General features: G+C 53.5%; 14 protein-coding genes and 1 tRNA gene. 11 read left to right on the top strand and 4 right to left on the bottom strand.

Annotated elements, in window-relative coordinates:
- Positions 1-55 precede the first annotated feature (55 nt).
- The 3 genes from phoC to J1782_RS21825 form a co-directional block, all read right to left on the bottom strand.
- Positions 56-796 (bottom strand): acid phosphatase PhoC, encoded by a 741-nt coding sequence (gene phoC, locus J1782_RS21835; RefSeq protein ID WP_101076177.1) that lies wholly within the window; start codon positions 794-796, stop codon positions 56-58.
- A 184-nt stretch (positions 797-980) separates the two neighbouring features.
- Positions 981-1,055, bottom strand: a tRNA-Arg gene (locus J1782_RS21830).
- Positions 1,056-1,165: 110 nt separating this feature from the next.
- Positions 1,166-2,083, bottom strand: coding sequence for a formate/nitrite transporter family protein (locus tag J1782_RS21825; RefSeq protein WP_165058351.1), 918 nt, complete (start codon positions 2,081-2,083; stop codon positions 1,166-1,168).
- 262 nt (positions 2,084-2,345) lie between these two features.
- On the opposite strand from J1782_RS21825, the gene ccmA reads away from it, so the two are divergent.
- The 10 genes from ccmA to mlaA all read left to right on the top strand — a co-directional run bounded on the left by ccmA (position 2,346) and on the right by mlaA (position 10,380).
- Positions 2,346-2,987 (top strand): cytochrome c biogenesis heme-transporting ATPase CcmA, encoded by a 642-nt coding sequence (gene ccmA / locus J1782_RS21820; protein WP_165058350.1) that lies wholly within the window; start codon positions 2,346-2,348, stop codon positions 2,985-2,987.
- Positions 2,988-3,008: 21 nt separating this feature from the next.
- The gene (gene ccmB, locus J1782_RS21815) at positions 3,009-3,668 is read left to right on the top strand and encodes a heme exporter protein CcmB (RefSeq protein WP_152324424.1); all 660 of its coding nucleotides are present in this window, start codon (positions 3,009-3,011) and stop codon (positions 3,666-3,668) included.
- 216 nt (positions 3,669-3,884) lie between these two features.
- On the top strand, positions 3,885-4,622 hold the full coding sequence (locus tag J1782_RS21810) for a heme ABC transporter permease (protein WP_152324423.1): 738 nt from the start codon (positions 3,885-3,887) through the stop codon (positions 4,620-4,622).
- A complete protein-coding gene (ccmD, locus tag J1782_RS21805) occupies positions 4,619-4,879 on the top strand; it encodes a heme exporter protein CcmD (protein ID WP_152324422.1) in 261 nt (86 codons plus the stop codon). The genes J1782_RS21810 and ccmD overlap by 4 nt, the downstream gene beginning before the upstream one ends.
- Positions 4,876-5,370 carry a cytochrome c maturation protein CcmE gene (gene ccmE, locus J1782_RS21800; protein WP_101076162.1) on the top strand — a complete coding sequence of 165 codons (495 nt, stop codon included), beginning with the start codon at positions 4,876-4,878 and terminating at the stop codon, positions 5,368-5,370. Before ccmD ends, ccmE begins: the two co-directional genes overlap by 4 nt.
- Positions 5,367-7,337 carry a heme lyase CcmF/NrfE family subunit gene (locus J1782_RS21795; RefSeq protein WP_152324421.1) on the top strand — a complete coding sequence of 657 codons (1,971 nt, stop codon included), beginning with the start codon at positions 5,367-5,369 and terminating at the stop codon, positions 7,335-7,337. Before ccmE ends, J1782_RS21795 begins: the two co-directional genes overlap by 4 nt.
- On the top strand, positions 7,334-7,885 hold the full coding sequence (locus J1782_RS21790; protein WP_152324420.1) for a DsbE family thiol:disulfide interchange protein: 552 nt from the start codon (positions 7,334-7,336) through the stop codon (positions 7,883-7,885). The genes J1782_RS21795 and J1782_RS21790 overlap by 4 nt, the downstream gene beginning before the upstream one ends.
- Positions 7,882-8,367, top strand: a complete 486-nt coding sequence (locus tag J1782_RS21785) for a cytochrome c-type biogenesis protein (RefSeq protein WP_152324419.1) — start codon at positions 7,882-7,884, stop codon at positions 8,365-8,367. Before J1782_RS21790 ends, J1782_RS21785 begins: the two co-directional genes overlap by 4 nt.
- Entirely contained in the window at positions 8,364-9,578 is a 1,215-nt protein-coding gene (ccmI, locus tag J1782_RS21780) for a c-type cytochrome biogenesis protein CcmI (protein WP_208950879.1), read from the top strand. The genes J1782_RS21785 and ccmI overlap by 4 nt, the downstream gene beginning before the upstream one ends.
- A gap of 34 nt (positions 9,579-9,612) precedes the next feature.
- Positions 9,613-10,380, top strand: a complete 768-nt coding sequence (gene mlaA, locus J1782_RS21775; protein ID WP_152324417.1) for a phospholipid-binding lipoprotein MlaA — start codon at positions 9,613-9,615, stop codon at positions 10,378-10,380.
- A 92-nt stretch (positions 10,381-10,472) separates the two neighbouring features.
- Here mlaA and fadL read toward each other — a convergent pair whose 3' ends face one another.
- Positions 10,473-11,750 (bottom strand): long-chain fatty acid transporter FadL, encoded by a 1,278-nt coding sequence (fadL, locus tag J1782_RS21770; protein WP_217153891.1) that lies wholly within the window; start codon positions 11,748-11,750, stop codon positions 10,473-10,475.
- A gap of 417 nt (positions 11,751-12,167) precedes the next feature.
- Here fadL and J1782_RS21765 point away from each other — a divergent pair, with 417 nt between their 5' ends.
- Entirely contained in the window at positions 12,168-12,500 is a 333-nt protein-coding gene (locus tag J1782_RS21765) for a YfcZ/YiiS family protein (RefSeq protein ID WP_217153890.1), read from the top strand.
- Positions 12,501-12,569: the final 69 nt, after the last annotated feature.

The following is a 12,569-nucleotide window of genomic DNA, read 5'->3' as shown; positions in this document are numbered from 1 at the left end:
GCCTGAAAGTCCAACGTCAGGCAAAAGCGTTTCTGTATTTTACAAGATAACGATTTTACGACTTATGCTGTTTCGCAAACTCGTCTTTGGCTTTCTGCAATTGCTGCTGGAAAGCGGTGTTGGTGTGCAACGTGGCGACGACCGCCGAGCCGACAATACGCGCCGCATCGACATCGCTCTGCCAGTGATATCCGCAAATCACGCGGCTCTGGCCTAAATCGAAACCGCGCTGAAGGATTTGATCCTGACGCTGCGGGTTAATTTCCGTCAATACCAGCGCTGTTGCCCAGCCGATGGAGGTGTGACCCGACGGATAAGATCCATTCTTAGACAGCTTATCCTGCTCGGTCGTGTTGCACGTCGGTACGCCGTAGAACGCGAACGGACGAATGCGCATGTACTTCTCTTTCGCCGAACGGGTCGCAAGATCGCCCGCATCTTCAATCATATTGGTCAGCAGCTTATGCAGCTCCGGTGTGTCTTTTGCCGTAATCGGTGAACCAAACGCCGTGGAGAACGCATTCGCAACGCCGCCCGCACTCAGGTTGGCATCTTCAGCCGCCAGCTTGCCGCGTTCCGTCGAGCGCAGAAGACGCCCTTGTTCGTACATCGCCTGATCGTTGAGAAACGCAATGCTGCCCACAGCCGGTGGCGGCGGAAGCAGCGCCAGGCTGTTGATTGCCTGGTCGTTTTTCAGATAGTACAAGTCTGGTTTGGTGGTCGCATCATTGCCGGTCAGGGCAAAAGCATTGACAGAGAAAAGTCCCGCGAGACAAAAAGTAGCTACAATTTTCATGAAGGTTTCCTTACGGACATTAGAATTTTCATTACGAACTCATTTTCGTAACATTTGTTAACATGTGTAAGTAAAACAAATTCTTCATCAAAAAAAATGCGCGAGATCTCAAAATTGGGAATTTGTGGGTATGGGGGGATTTTCAGTAAGGCAGGTAAATTCACAGGATTTTGTTGGAGATGCTTGGTGTCCCCTACAGGAATCGAACCTGTAACTAGCCCTTAGGAGGGGCTTGTTATATCCGTTTAACTAAGGAGACACGGACGCCAGTGGAAAGCGCCCGCGTAGTATACCCGTTTTTCTCTCAATAATAAGGCGTTAGCCTGCCGTTTGGTCGTTTCGTCGCCAGTTCTGCGCTTTTATCTCTCTTCACGGTTTCGCCGCTTCCTTCTTCGCGGCTTCCTGTTCTGCCTTTTTAACTTTGGCTTTCTTCTGATTACTCATGTCGTTACGGATTTGTGCGTGGCTGATCAGCGCAAAGATAAAGGTACCGCCCGCGATGTTTCCGGCCAGCGTCGGCAGGGCGAAAGGCCAGACGAAGTCAGTCCAGGGGATTGCGCCGGAGAAGACCAGATAGAGGACTTCCACCGAGCCGACCACGATGTGTGTCAGGTCGCCGATCGCCACCATGTAGGTCATCAGCATAATCACCCACAGTTTGGCGGCACCTGCGGAAGGGATCATCCAGACCATGGTGGCAATCAGCCAACCGGAAACCATGCCGCCGACAAACATCGCGCCAGGGCCTTTTTCCATAATTTCCATGCTGATCTCGTGAAACGCTTTGTCGGTCTCCGGATCAAAAAATGGCACCAGATGAAATGCCAGCGCTGCAAAGCCGCCGCCGATGATATTTCCGATCAGCACCAGCCCCCACAAACGCAGCAAGAGCGCGACGTTTTTGCCGGTCAGTTTTTGCATGACGGGCAATACGGCGGTGACGGTGTTTTCGGTGAACAGCTGCTGGCGCGCCATGATGACGATAATGAACCCGACGGTATAACCGATGTTTTCGATAAAAAACCGTTCGGGCGAATCGGGCAGCCGGGCGTGAAGAATGCCTTTCGCCATCAGCGAAGCACTGATCGAAAGCCCGGCGGCAATCGCTGACCAGAGCAACGCCTGTCCGTCACGTTCCAGCTCTTTCTCGCCTTCCATACGGATAACTTCATGCACGGCGGCCGCTTTGGAGGGCAGATTCTCTTCACCGGTTTCGATTTTCTTGCCCTGCGAATGCTCCTCGCTGTCAACATCGGTGCTGCTCTCATGTTTTTTATCGTCGCTCATCGTTCTCCCCCGAAAAAAAAATCAAAGTGATAATAAAGTACGTCATGCATAAGCATAGGCGAGGCCGGGAATTTATGAGCAGATATACAAATAAGTTACAAATCGTTAACCCATGAACCTTATGGGTCATTTTTGGGGCAATGTCTGCGATATCAGACTTTTCTGGCGGGCGTTTATATGTAATAACGTACCGCTCCCTAAGCTGCGTCGTGCCGGACGCCTGTGATATGATGCGGACTTGTGAAAAATAAGAGACATCTCCATGTTTGAAGCCCTTAACCTGAGCTGCGTTCGCGATGAGCGGACCTTGTTTAGTGGCTTGAGTTTCACGGTTTTACCGGGCGAAATGGTGCAGATTGAAGGCAGGAACGGTGCCGGTAAAACCAGTTTGCTGCGTATTCTGGCCGGGCTGTCCTCTCCGGACGCCGGTGAAGTCCGCTGGCAGGGCGTCAATACCCGCCGTCAGCGCGATGTTTTTCATCAGGAACTTCTGTATCTCGGTCATCAGCCCGGCATAAAGTCAGTGCTTACTGCGTTTGAAAACCTTGCCTTCTATCTGTCTGTCAGCAGTCCGTCTGTTCGCGGTGACGCCGCATCGGAAGCTATTTATCAGGCACTCGAAAATGTCGGCCTGCTGGGTTACGAAGATGTCACGGTCGCGCAGATGTCCGCCGGGCAGCAACGGCGCGTGGCGCTGGCGCGTTTATGGCTGAGCAATGCGCCGCTGTGGATCCTCGATGAACCGCTGACTGCCATTGATAAGCAGGGTGTTGCGACGCTGATTGCGCTGTTCGAACAGCATGCGGAGCAGGGCGGAATGGTGCTGCTGACCACGCATCAGGATTTGCAGGGCGTTAACCGCGACGTGCGGAAAATCCGACTGACCGGCGCAGCGCTGGCGTGACGCGAAAGGGAAAGAGACGGAATGTTTACTAAGGTTCTGAGCCGCGAACTGAAAATTGCTTTTCGAAAAAGCGCAGAAATTATCAACCCGCTGTGGTTTTTCCTGATTGTTATTACGCTGTTTCCGTTAGGAATTGGCCCGGAGCCAAAACTGCTTGCCCGGATCGCCCCCGGTATTGTCTGGGTTGCAGCGCTGTTATCGTCCCTGCTGGCGCTGGAAAGGTTGTTTCGCGATGACTATCTCGACGGCACGCTTGAGCAACTTTTGTTATTGCCCTCGCCGCTGGCACTCACGGTTCTGGGGAAAGTATGTGCTCACTGGGTGGTGACCGGTTTGCCGTTACTGATCCTGTCTCCGCTGATTGCCCTGTTACTTTCGCTGGATTTTGAGACCTGGAAAGCCGTCGCGCTGACGATTTTACTGGGGACGCCGACGCTGAGTTTTATCGGCGCCATCGGTGTGGCGCTCACCGTCGGGCTGCGCAAGGGTGGTGTGTTGCTGAGTCTGCTGGTTCTGCCGTTGTATATTCCGGTGCTGATTTTTGCCACCGGTGCCATTGATGCCGCGTCGATGTCGATGCCCATCGGCGGGTATCTGGCGATCCTCGGTGCGATGTTAGCGGGCAGTGCGACGCTTACGCCGTTTGCTACCGCAGCCGCATTAAGAGTCAGCGTTCACTAACCGTTTGTGTCTGTAAGTGCGCTGGCGCGGATTTATTTTACGTGCCGTTACAATAGAGAAGAAAAAACGCAACCTTTGACTAACATCACACTTCTCTATAGTGAACAATAGACATGCCAACAATAAGTGCGGGGAATTTCCTTCCGACCGCACAAGAGCCCACCGAGGTTCCACGGCAACCCACACAGTGACATTTTAAAGTGAGCAACGATAACAATGTGGAAATGGTTACATCAACTTGCGCGGCCTGAACGGCTTTACCACGTCTGTGGCCGGTTCATTCCGTGGCTCGGGCTTATCGGTATTGCCTGTCTGGTGATCGGCTGGGTTTGGGGTTTTGGCTATGCGCCGCCCGACTATCAGCAAGGTAACAGCTACCGGATTATGTACATTCACGTCCCGGCGGCGATCTGGTCGATGGGGATTTACAGCGCAATGGCCATTGCGGCATTCATCGGCCTGGTGTGGCAGATGAAAATGTCAGATCTGGCCGTTGCTGCGATGGCGCCGGTCGGTGCCGTTTTCACGTTTATCGCGCTGGTTACCGGCTCGGCCTGGGGCAAACCGATGTGGGGCACCTGGTGGGTCTGGGATGCGCGTCTGACGTCCGAACTTGTGCTGCTGTTCCTCTATCTCGGGGTGATTGCATTATATAACGCCTTTGACGATCGCCGTCTGGCGGGGCGCGCTGCGGGGATTCTGGTGCTGGTCGGCGTGGTCAATATTCCTATCATTCATTACTCCGTTCAGTGGTGGAACACGCTGCATCAGGGTTCCACCAACATGCAGCAAACTATCGACCCGAGTATGCGTTATCCGCTGCGCTGGGCGATTTTCGGTTATCTGTTCTTCTTTATTACTCTCACGCTGATGCGTTTACGCAACCTGATCCTGAATCAGGAGCGCCTGCGTCCGTGGGTGGCTGGCCTGCTGAAAAAGGAGCCTCGCGGATGAGCCCTGCATTCTCAAGCTGGCACGATTTTTTCGCCATGGGCGGATATGCCTTTTATGTCTGGCTGTCGGTGGCGGCAACTCTGATTTCCCTGATTGCGCTGGTGGTGCATACCCTCGTGCAGCATCGTCAGATTCTGGACGATGTGAAACGCCGTCAGGCTCGCGAAAAACGCATTAATCAGTCCACGTCTAAAAAACAGCAAGGCGCACAGACGTCACCGCTGGAACCGGACACATCCGGGGAGAAGTTATTGTGAATCCACGTCGTAAGAAGCGCCTGTCGCTGGCGCTGGTGGTGCTGATCGGCCTCGGCCTGAGCATTTCACTGGTGATGTATGCGCTGCGTTCCAACATTGATTTGTTCTATACACCGAGTGAAATCTTGCAGGGCAAAGGCGAAAACCACGAAATGCCGGAAGTCGGCCAGCGCCTGCGCATCGGCGGCATGGTGATGCCCGGTTCGGTAAAACGGGATCCGAAAAGCCTTCAGGTGAGCTTCAAGATTTATGATGCACGCGGCGCGATTGCGGTGACGTACAACGGCATTCTCCCGGACCTGTTCCGTGAAGGACAGGGTGTGGTGGCGCAGGGTGTGATGGAGCCGGGGAATGTCGTGAATGCGATTCAGGTTCTGGCCAAACACGATGAAAAATATGTGCCGCCGGAAGTTGCCGACGCCATGAAAGAAAACCACAAAGGGCCCGCTTCTGCCTACGTGGGTAACGATAAAGGAAATAACCGCTCATGATGCCGGAACTGGGAACATTTGCACTCTGTCTGGCGTTAGGGCTGGCGGTTTTACTGAGTATTTACCCGCAATGGGGCGCGGCGCGACAGGATAACCGGATGATGGCGATGGCGCGTCCGCTATCGTACGGCATGTTCGCCTGCATCGTGCTGGCGTTTGCGATTCTGGTCCACGCGTTTGTGGTGAATGATTTTACCGTCGCGTATGTCGCTAACAATTCCAATACCCATTTGCCGGTGTATTACCGCGTGGCGGCCACCTGGGGCGCGCACGAAGGATCGCTGCTGTTATGGGTGTTGCTGCTGAGTTGCTGGACGCTGGCCGTTGCGTTGTTCAGCCGTCAGATGCCGCAAGATGCCGTGGCGCGCGTGCTCGCCGTGATGGGCATGATCACCGGCGGTTTCCTGCTGTTTATTCTGCTGACGTCGAATCCGTTTATCCGCTCTTTACCGAATTTCCCGGTGGATGGCAGTGACCTGAATCCGGTGTTGCAGGATATCGGGCTGATTTTCCATCCGCCATTGCTGTACATGGGTTACGTTGGTTTCTCGGTGGCATTCGCGTTTGCGATTGCTTCGCTGATGGCTGGGCGGCTTGATACCGCGTGGGCGCGCTGGTCGCGTCCGTGGACCACGGCGGCGTGGGTGTTTCTGACCATCGGCATCGTGCTCGGTTCTGCGTGGGCATATTACGAATTAGGTTGGGGCGGCTGGTGGTTCTGGGATCCGGTCGAGAACGCCTCATTTATGCCGTGGCTGGCGGGAACCGCGCTTATCCACTCGCTCGCCGTGACTGAAAAACGCGGGACATTCAAAGCCTGGACGGTTCTGCTGGCGATCACCGCGTTCTCGCTGTGTCTGCTCGGGACTTTCCTGGTGCGTTCCGGTGTGCTGGTATCGGTTCACTCGTTCGCCTCAGATCCGGCGCGCGGCATGTTTATCCTCGCGTACTTAGTGATTGTTATCGGCGGCTCCTTGCTGCTGTACGCCTTTAAAGGCAACTCGGTGCGCGCACCGAGCCGTCATGAACTGCATTCGCGCGAAAGTTATCTGCTTGGCAATAATGTTTTGCTGGTCGCCGCCATGCTGGTGGTTTTGCTCGGCACGCTGTTACCGCTGATTCATAAACAGCTCGGGCTGGGCAGCATTTCCATCGGCGAACCGTTCTTTAATACGATGTTTACCTGGCTGATGGCGCCGCTGGCGCTGTTGTTAGGCATCGGCCCGCTGGTGCGCTGGCGTCGTGACGAACCGAGCAAAATGTGGCGTCGTCTGGGCGTTGCGCTGGTGGTGACGCTGATTCTGTCGATTCTTCTGCCGTGGTTGTTGCAGGACAAAATTGTTGGCATGACCGTTGTCGGCCTGCTGATGTCGGTGTGGGTGATTGTGCTGACGCTGATGGAGCTGCATGAACGCGCCACGCACCGTCATTCGTTCTGGCGCGGCCTGACCAAACTTTCCCGCAGCCACTGGGGCATGGTGCTCGGTCATCTGGGCGTGGCAGTCACGGTGATTGGTATTGCGTTCAGCCAGAATTACAGCGTTGAGCGCGATGTGCGCATGAAAGCCGGTGATACCGTGGATATTCATAATTATCACTTTGTCTTTCGTGACGTTCGCGACATTACCGGCCCGAACTATACCGGCGGTGAAGCGAACATCGACGTCACGCAGAACGGCAAAAAAGTCACCACGCTGCACGCGGAAAAACGCTTTTACAGCGTGGCGCGCAGCATGATGACCGAAGCTGCCATCGACGGTAATCTGGCGCGCGACTTGTACGCCGCGCTGGGCGAAGAGCTGGATGACGGCTCGTGGGCGGTGCGTTTGTACTACAAACCGTTTGTCCGCTGGATCTGGCTGGGCGGGCTCTTTATGGCTGCCGGCGGCGTGTTGTGTATTCTCGATCCGCGATACCGCATGAGCAAAAAACTGAAGAAACAAGGCAAGGCGGAGGCTGAAGCATGAACCGTAAACTTCTTTTTATTCCGCTGGTTCTGTTTCTGGCGCTGGCGGCGGCATTTTTAGTCCAGCTGACGCGCAATGCTAACGGTGACGATCCGACCCTGCTGGAATCTGCGCTGATCGGCAAACCGGTGCCGGTATTCAAGCTGGAATCGCTGGCGCAGGCCGGAAAAACTTACGATCAGTCAGTGCTGCGTGACGGCAAACCGATATTGCTGAACGTCTGGGCGACGTGGTGCCCGACCTGCCGCGCCGAACATGATTATCTCAATACCCTGGCGGCGAAAGGCGTGCGCGTGGTCGGGCTGAACTACAAAGATGACCGGCAGAAAGCGGTGAACTGGCTGAATACGCTGGGCAATCCGTACATGCTGAGTCTGTACGACGGCGACGGAATGCTGGGGTTAGATCTCGGTGTGTACGGTGCGCCGGAAACTTTCCTGATCGACGGACAGGGCATTATCCGCTATCGCCATGCCGGTGATTTGAATGAGAAAGTCTGGCAGAGCGAAGTGTTGCCGTTGTACAAAAAATACGGTGGCAACGCATGAAAATCTTACGTGCATTGCCTGCGTTAATGCTCGGTGTGGCACTGAGCTTCAGCGCTTTCGCCGCCATCGATACCTATCAGTTTAAATCGCCACAGCAGGAGCAGGATTACCGCGAGATCACCGCGCAACTGCGCTGCCCGAAATGCCAGAACACCAATATTGCGGCGTCCGATTCAATTATCGCGGCGGATATGCGTACCAAAGTTTTCCAGTTGCTTGAGCAGGGCCAGAACAAACAGCAAATCGTGGCTTACATGGTCGCGCGTTATGGCAATTTTGTGACCTACGAACCGCCGGTAACGCCATCCACCTTTATATTGTGGCTCGGACCGGTGCTGGTGGTCATTATCGGCGCGGTGATGATTTTTATGCGTTCCCGCCGTGGCGAAGTGCGTTTGAAAAATATGACCGAAGAAATGTCAGAACAAGAGAGACAGCGCCTGGCGCAGTTACTTAAAGACAGCGACAGGACAGGATCATGAGTATTTTTTGGCTGTGTATTTTGGTGATGCTGGTGATCGCGCTGGCGCTGTTTATCGTGCCGGTGATCCGTGGCGATCGCGCGGAACATACATCGCGCGATGCGCTGAACAAAGCGTTTTATCATCACCGTTTGAGTGAGCTTGAAGAAGACGAAGCGCAGGGCGTGGTGGATGAACGTCCGGCGCATATTCAGGAATTGCAGGAAAACTTGCTGACTGATATCCCTGACGGCTACGCACCGGCTGCATCACAACCGATCGGCCGCTGGACGCTGGTACCGGGTGCGATTTTGCTGGTGATCATCACGCTGGGCCTCTATTTATATGCGGGCGGATTAGGGCCGGTGAGTGCGTGGAATCAGGTGATGCAGCACATGCCTGATTTGCGTCATCGTATCGCGGATGACCACGGTACGCCGCTGACCGCAAGAGATGTGCAGGATTTAGGGCTGGGATTACGGACCGATTTGCAGGCCGATCCGAAAAATGTGCAGGATTGGGTGATGCTTGGCCGCGTGGGGATGGCGCTCAATAACGCCGCTACGGCCACGCAGGCTTACGGCCATGCGTATGAACTGGCCCCGAATGATATGTCAGTAAAACTCGGTTATGCCGAAGTGTTAACCCGTTCGTCTGATCCGCAAGATAACCTTACCGGCGGCAATCTTTTACGCAGTATGCTGGAAAAATCTCAGGGTGATCTGCGTGTATTAAGCTTGCTGGCCTATAATGAATATGAACAAGGTCACTATCCGCAAGCTATTGGCGCGTGGGAAGTTATGCTGAAAATTCTGCCTGCGGGTGATAAACGGCTTGAGATGGTTCAGGCAAGCATTGAACAGGCAAAGCAGAAAGCGGGAATCGATCAGGTTAAACTGGCGGTAAACGTAACGCTTTCTGCGGATGCTCAGCAGAAACTTCCGCAGGATGGCACGGTCTTTATCTCGGTGACTGATGGCAGCAGTCCGGTGCCGGTTGCAGTGAAAAAGTTGCCGATGAGCCGCTTCCCGCTGGCGATTACCGTGGATGACAGCAACGCGATGATGCCGGAACGCTTGCTTTCTTCGCTGCATCAATTAAAAGTACGCGTTCGTATTTCACAAAATGGCCTGGCAACACCGGCCACAGGTGACTGGTACGGCGACAGTCCGCTGACCCATTTTGCCGGTAACGGCCAGGTCAGCATTGAAATTAATCAGCAGGTTCCTTAATCAGGAACCGACGATCAAAAACAGGGAGATATCCATGAACTTACGCCTGACTGGGCTGGCGTTTGCGACAGTTTTGCTGGTCGGTTGTGCCGGCACGTCCGGATCATCGGACAGCGAACAGCAGGGACGATCTGATCCGCTGGAAGGTTTCAACCGCGCGATGTTTAACTTCAACTTTAACTACATGGACCCGTATGTACTGCGTCCTGTGGCTGTTGCCTGGCGTGATTACGTGCCCCAACCGGCGCGTAACGGCACCAGTAATTTCCTGAGTAACCTTGATGAACCGGCCAGCATGGTGAACTCCTTGCTGAAAGGCGATCCGTACCGTGCGGCGATCCACTTCAACCGTTTCTTCCTTAATACCCTTCTGGGGATGGGCGGTCTGATTGATGTGGCGTCGATGGCGAACCCGAAACTGGCACGCGAAGAAGCGCAAGGATTCGGCAGTACGCTGGGACATTACGGGGTGGGTTACGGCCCGTACGTGATGTTGCCAGCTTACGGCAGTGCGACAATTCGTGATGAAGGTGGCGATCTGGTCGATGACCTGTATCCGATGCTCAGCTATCTGACCTTCTGGATGTCAGCCGGTAAGTGGGTATTGCAGGGCGTAGAAACCCGTGCTGAATTGCTCGATTCTGACGGCCTGATCCGAAACTCTTCCGACCCTTACCTGATGATCCGCGAAGCGTACTTCCAGCGCCATGACTTCCTGGCGAGAGGCGGTCAGCTGACGCCGCAGGTGAACCCGAATGCTGCACTGATTCAGGGTGATCTGAAGGATATCGATTCAGAGTAATCTTCTGATCAAGTTTATCCGTTTCAGATTCAGAGACAAAAAAAGCGCCTTTCGGCGCTTTTTTCATTTATGTGCTCTGTCGTGAAAACCGGTTAGAAGCTGTAGTTAAAGTTCGCACCGTACAACATCGCGGTACCTTTAGCCTGGAACTCATAGTTAGGTACGCCGTCAGCCACTTTCTCGCTGATATTCACAGTCTGGCCATGCATGTAAGACACACCGACATCGACGGAAGCATCTTTATTGAAGGCATAAGTGGTACCGGCTGAAATCCAGAAGCGGTCCTGATCCGGGATAGAAATGGTGCGGTTATCTGCCGGAACCGGGCTGTCATCGAAGGCGATACCGGTGCGGAATGTCCAGTTATCATCGTAGTAATAGGTGGTACCCAGCGCGATGCGGTAAGCATCATGGTAACCTTCGTCTTTCTGGAACAGGGTCTGGCCGTTAGACCCGGTGGCTTTCAGCTCCTGGAACTGGCTCCAGCTGGTGTAAGCCAGGCTGTAGTGAATCGCCCATTTCGGTGCCACTTTGTTATAACCGGACAGTTCCCACATTTCTGGCAGGTTCAGGGTCAGGGAACCCGGAACGGTATGGCCGCCCGTGCCGCCTAACGCTTGCGGAATGCCGTTGCGGTATTCACCGTCGAAATCGATTTTGACTTCAGAGCGGTAGGTGAAACCGTAGCGGTTATTATCATCCACTTCATACAAGATACCGGCGTTCCAGCCGTAGCCCCATTCGTTGCCTTTCAGCTTAGCGGCTTCGGTATCTGCCGGCAGCAAACCGCCGGTTTTAAGCGGCACCAGTTCGCCCGCAGTACGGCGGATTTTCGCTTTCGCGTAGACGGCATCAAAGCCCACACCGAAGCTGAAATTCTGGTTCAAACGGTAAGCAACACTTAAGTTAGTGTTAACGGTGGTGAGGTCTGTTTCACCACCGATCGGGCCTGCCGGATAACTATCGTTAAATTCTGTCGCCAGACCGTAGTTAGACGTCGCAGATGCGCCGACCGCCCACTGGTCATCCAGCGGCATAATAAAGTGGATATTTGGCACCCACTGATTAGGCGCAATGTTACCTGCATTAGTACTGGCACCGGTGACCGGGGATTTGCCCGTCACACTGACGTCCGGATCGACGTAAACCGCGCCCATAGAAAACGCCGGGCGGTTAAACATGGTCATGGTTGCCGGGTTACGGCTGCCGGATGCGGCGGTGTCAGCGATAGCACCTTCGCCTGAGAAAGAACGACCTAAACCCGCAGCAGTATATTCATTTAACTGAAAACCTGCTGCGTATACGTTGGAGGAAACAATTGCCACTGCAGCTGCCAGAGCTGATCTTTTAAACAGGTTTTTCTGGTTCATGACCAAAACCTCAATTTTATGTTTTTTATCAAACAATGTTACATGAAGTAACAATGAGCGCGGGATTGTAGGGTTCGTTATCAGTCTGACAAATCAGACCAGTGAGCGAAGTATAGGTCTGACCTGTGGTGTAGTTGCAATAATGTTTCATTGATATTTATAAAATGATGCAAGAAATTGGATCCACTTAACAAAAAACCAACAATAAAAGTTCAATTAAGAAACGTTAAAGTGATAACGATGACGTAGTTTTAATCGATTACTTACATATACGTGATCTGGATCACTTCAAAGGCACATAATAAGTAAGTGCTAGTGTGTTGTCAGAACGGCGGCGTAAAATACAGGCTGGAAATAAAACTTTATTCGCAAACAGGCCAGACGGTGGACGTTGCCGTTGATGCCGGGGAGAAAATTATGTCTGACGTAACCATGTCCTCTAAATCCACTCAACCTCTGCACTCCATTAACAAATGCGGCGCAGAAGAAACTGCGGCCTGCTGCTGTGTTGATGTGGGTACCATCATGGACAACACCGATTGCACCGCTTCTTACCTGCACGTTTTCGAAACCGAAGCGCAGGCCAAAGAAATGCTGCAAACTCTGACCGAACGCGCACGCGGCGTTGAATCGGAGCCGTGCGTAATTAACAGTAAGATTGAACAAGTTGACGGTGGCGTTGAGCTGAAAGTGGATTTCACTTTCTCCTGCCAGGCAGAGACCATGATCTTCCAGCTCGGATTACGTTAATTAATTCTGCTTTTAAAATGCCGCTGCCAGACAGCGGTATTTTTTTGTCTGCTATTTTTTTACAGCCTC

The organism is Rahnella sp. BCC 1045 (genome assembly GCF_019049615.1).
Taxonomy (GTDB): Bacteria; Pseudomonadota; Gammaproteobacteria; order Enterobacterales; family Enterobacteriaceae; genus Rahnella; species Rahnella contaminans.
This window is presented reverse-complemented; position numbering and strand designations above follow the sequence as displayed.

Coding starts and splice junctions, on each gene's coding strand:
- phoC (WP_101076177.1), bottom strand. CDS start 796: ATGAAAATTGTAGCTACTTTTTGTCTCGCGGGACTTTTCTCTGTCAAT.
- J1782_RS21825 (WP_165058351.1), bottom strand. CDS start 2,083: ATGAGCGACGATAAAAAACATGAGAGCAGCACCGATGTTGACAGCGAG.
- ccmA (WP_165058350.1), top strand. CDS start 2,346: ATGTTTGAAGCCCTTAACCTGAGCTGCGTTCGCGATGAGCGGACCTTG.
- ccmB (WP_152324424.1), top strand. CDS start 3,009: ATGTTTACTAAGGTTCTGAGCCGCGAACTGAAAATTGCTTTTCGAAAA.
- J1782_RS21810 (WP_152324423.1), top strand. CDS start 3,885: ATGTGGAAATGGTTACATCAACTTGCGCGGCCTGAACGGCTTTACCAC.
- ccmD (WP_152324422.1), top strand. CDS start 4,619: ATGAGCCCTGCATTCTCAAGCTGGCACGATTTTTTCGCCATGGGCGGA.
- J1782_RS21795 (WP_152324421.1), top strand. CDS start 5,367: ATGATGCCGGAACTGGGAACATTTGCACTCTGTCTGGCGTTAGGGCTG.
- J1782_RS21790 (WP_152324420.1), top strand. CDS start 7,334: ATGAACCGTAAACTTCTTTTTATTCCGCTGGTTCTGTTTCTGGCGCTG.
- J1782_RS21785 (WP_152324419.1), top strand. CDS start 7,882: ATGAAAATCTTACGTGCATTGCCTGCGTTAATGCTCGGTGTGGCACTG.
- ccmI (WP_208950879.1), top strand. CDS start 8,364: ATGAGTATTTTTTGGCTGTGTATTTTGGTGATGCTGGTGATCGCGCTG.
- mlaA (WP_152324417.1), top strand. CDS start 9,613: ATGAACTTACGCCTGACTGGGCTGGCGTTTGCGACAGTTTTGCTGGTC.
- fadL (WP_217153891.1), bottom strand. CDS start 11,750: ATGAACCAGAAAAACCTGTTTAAAAGATCAGCTCTGGCAGCTGCAGTG.
- J1782_RS21765 (WP_217153890.1), top strand. CDS start 12,168: ATGTCTGACGTAACCATGTCCTCTAAATCCACTCAACCTCTGCACTCC.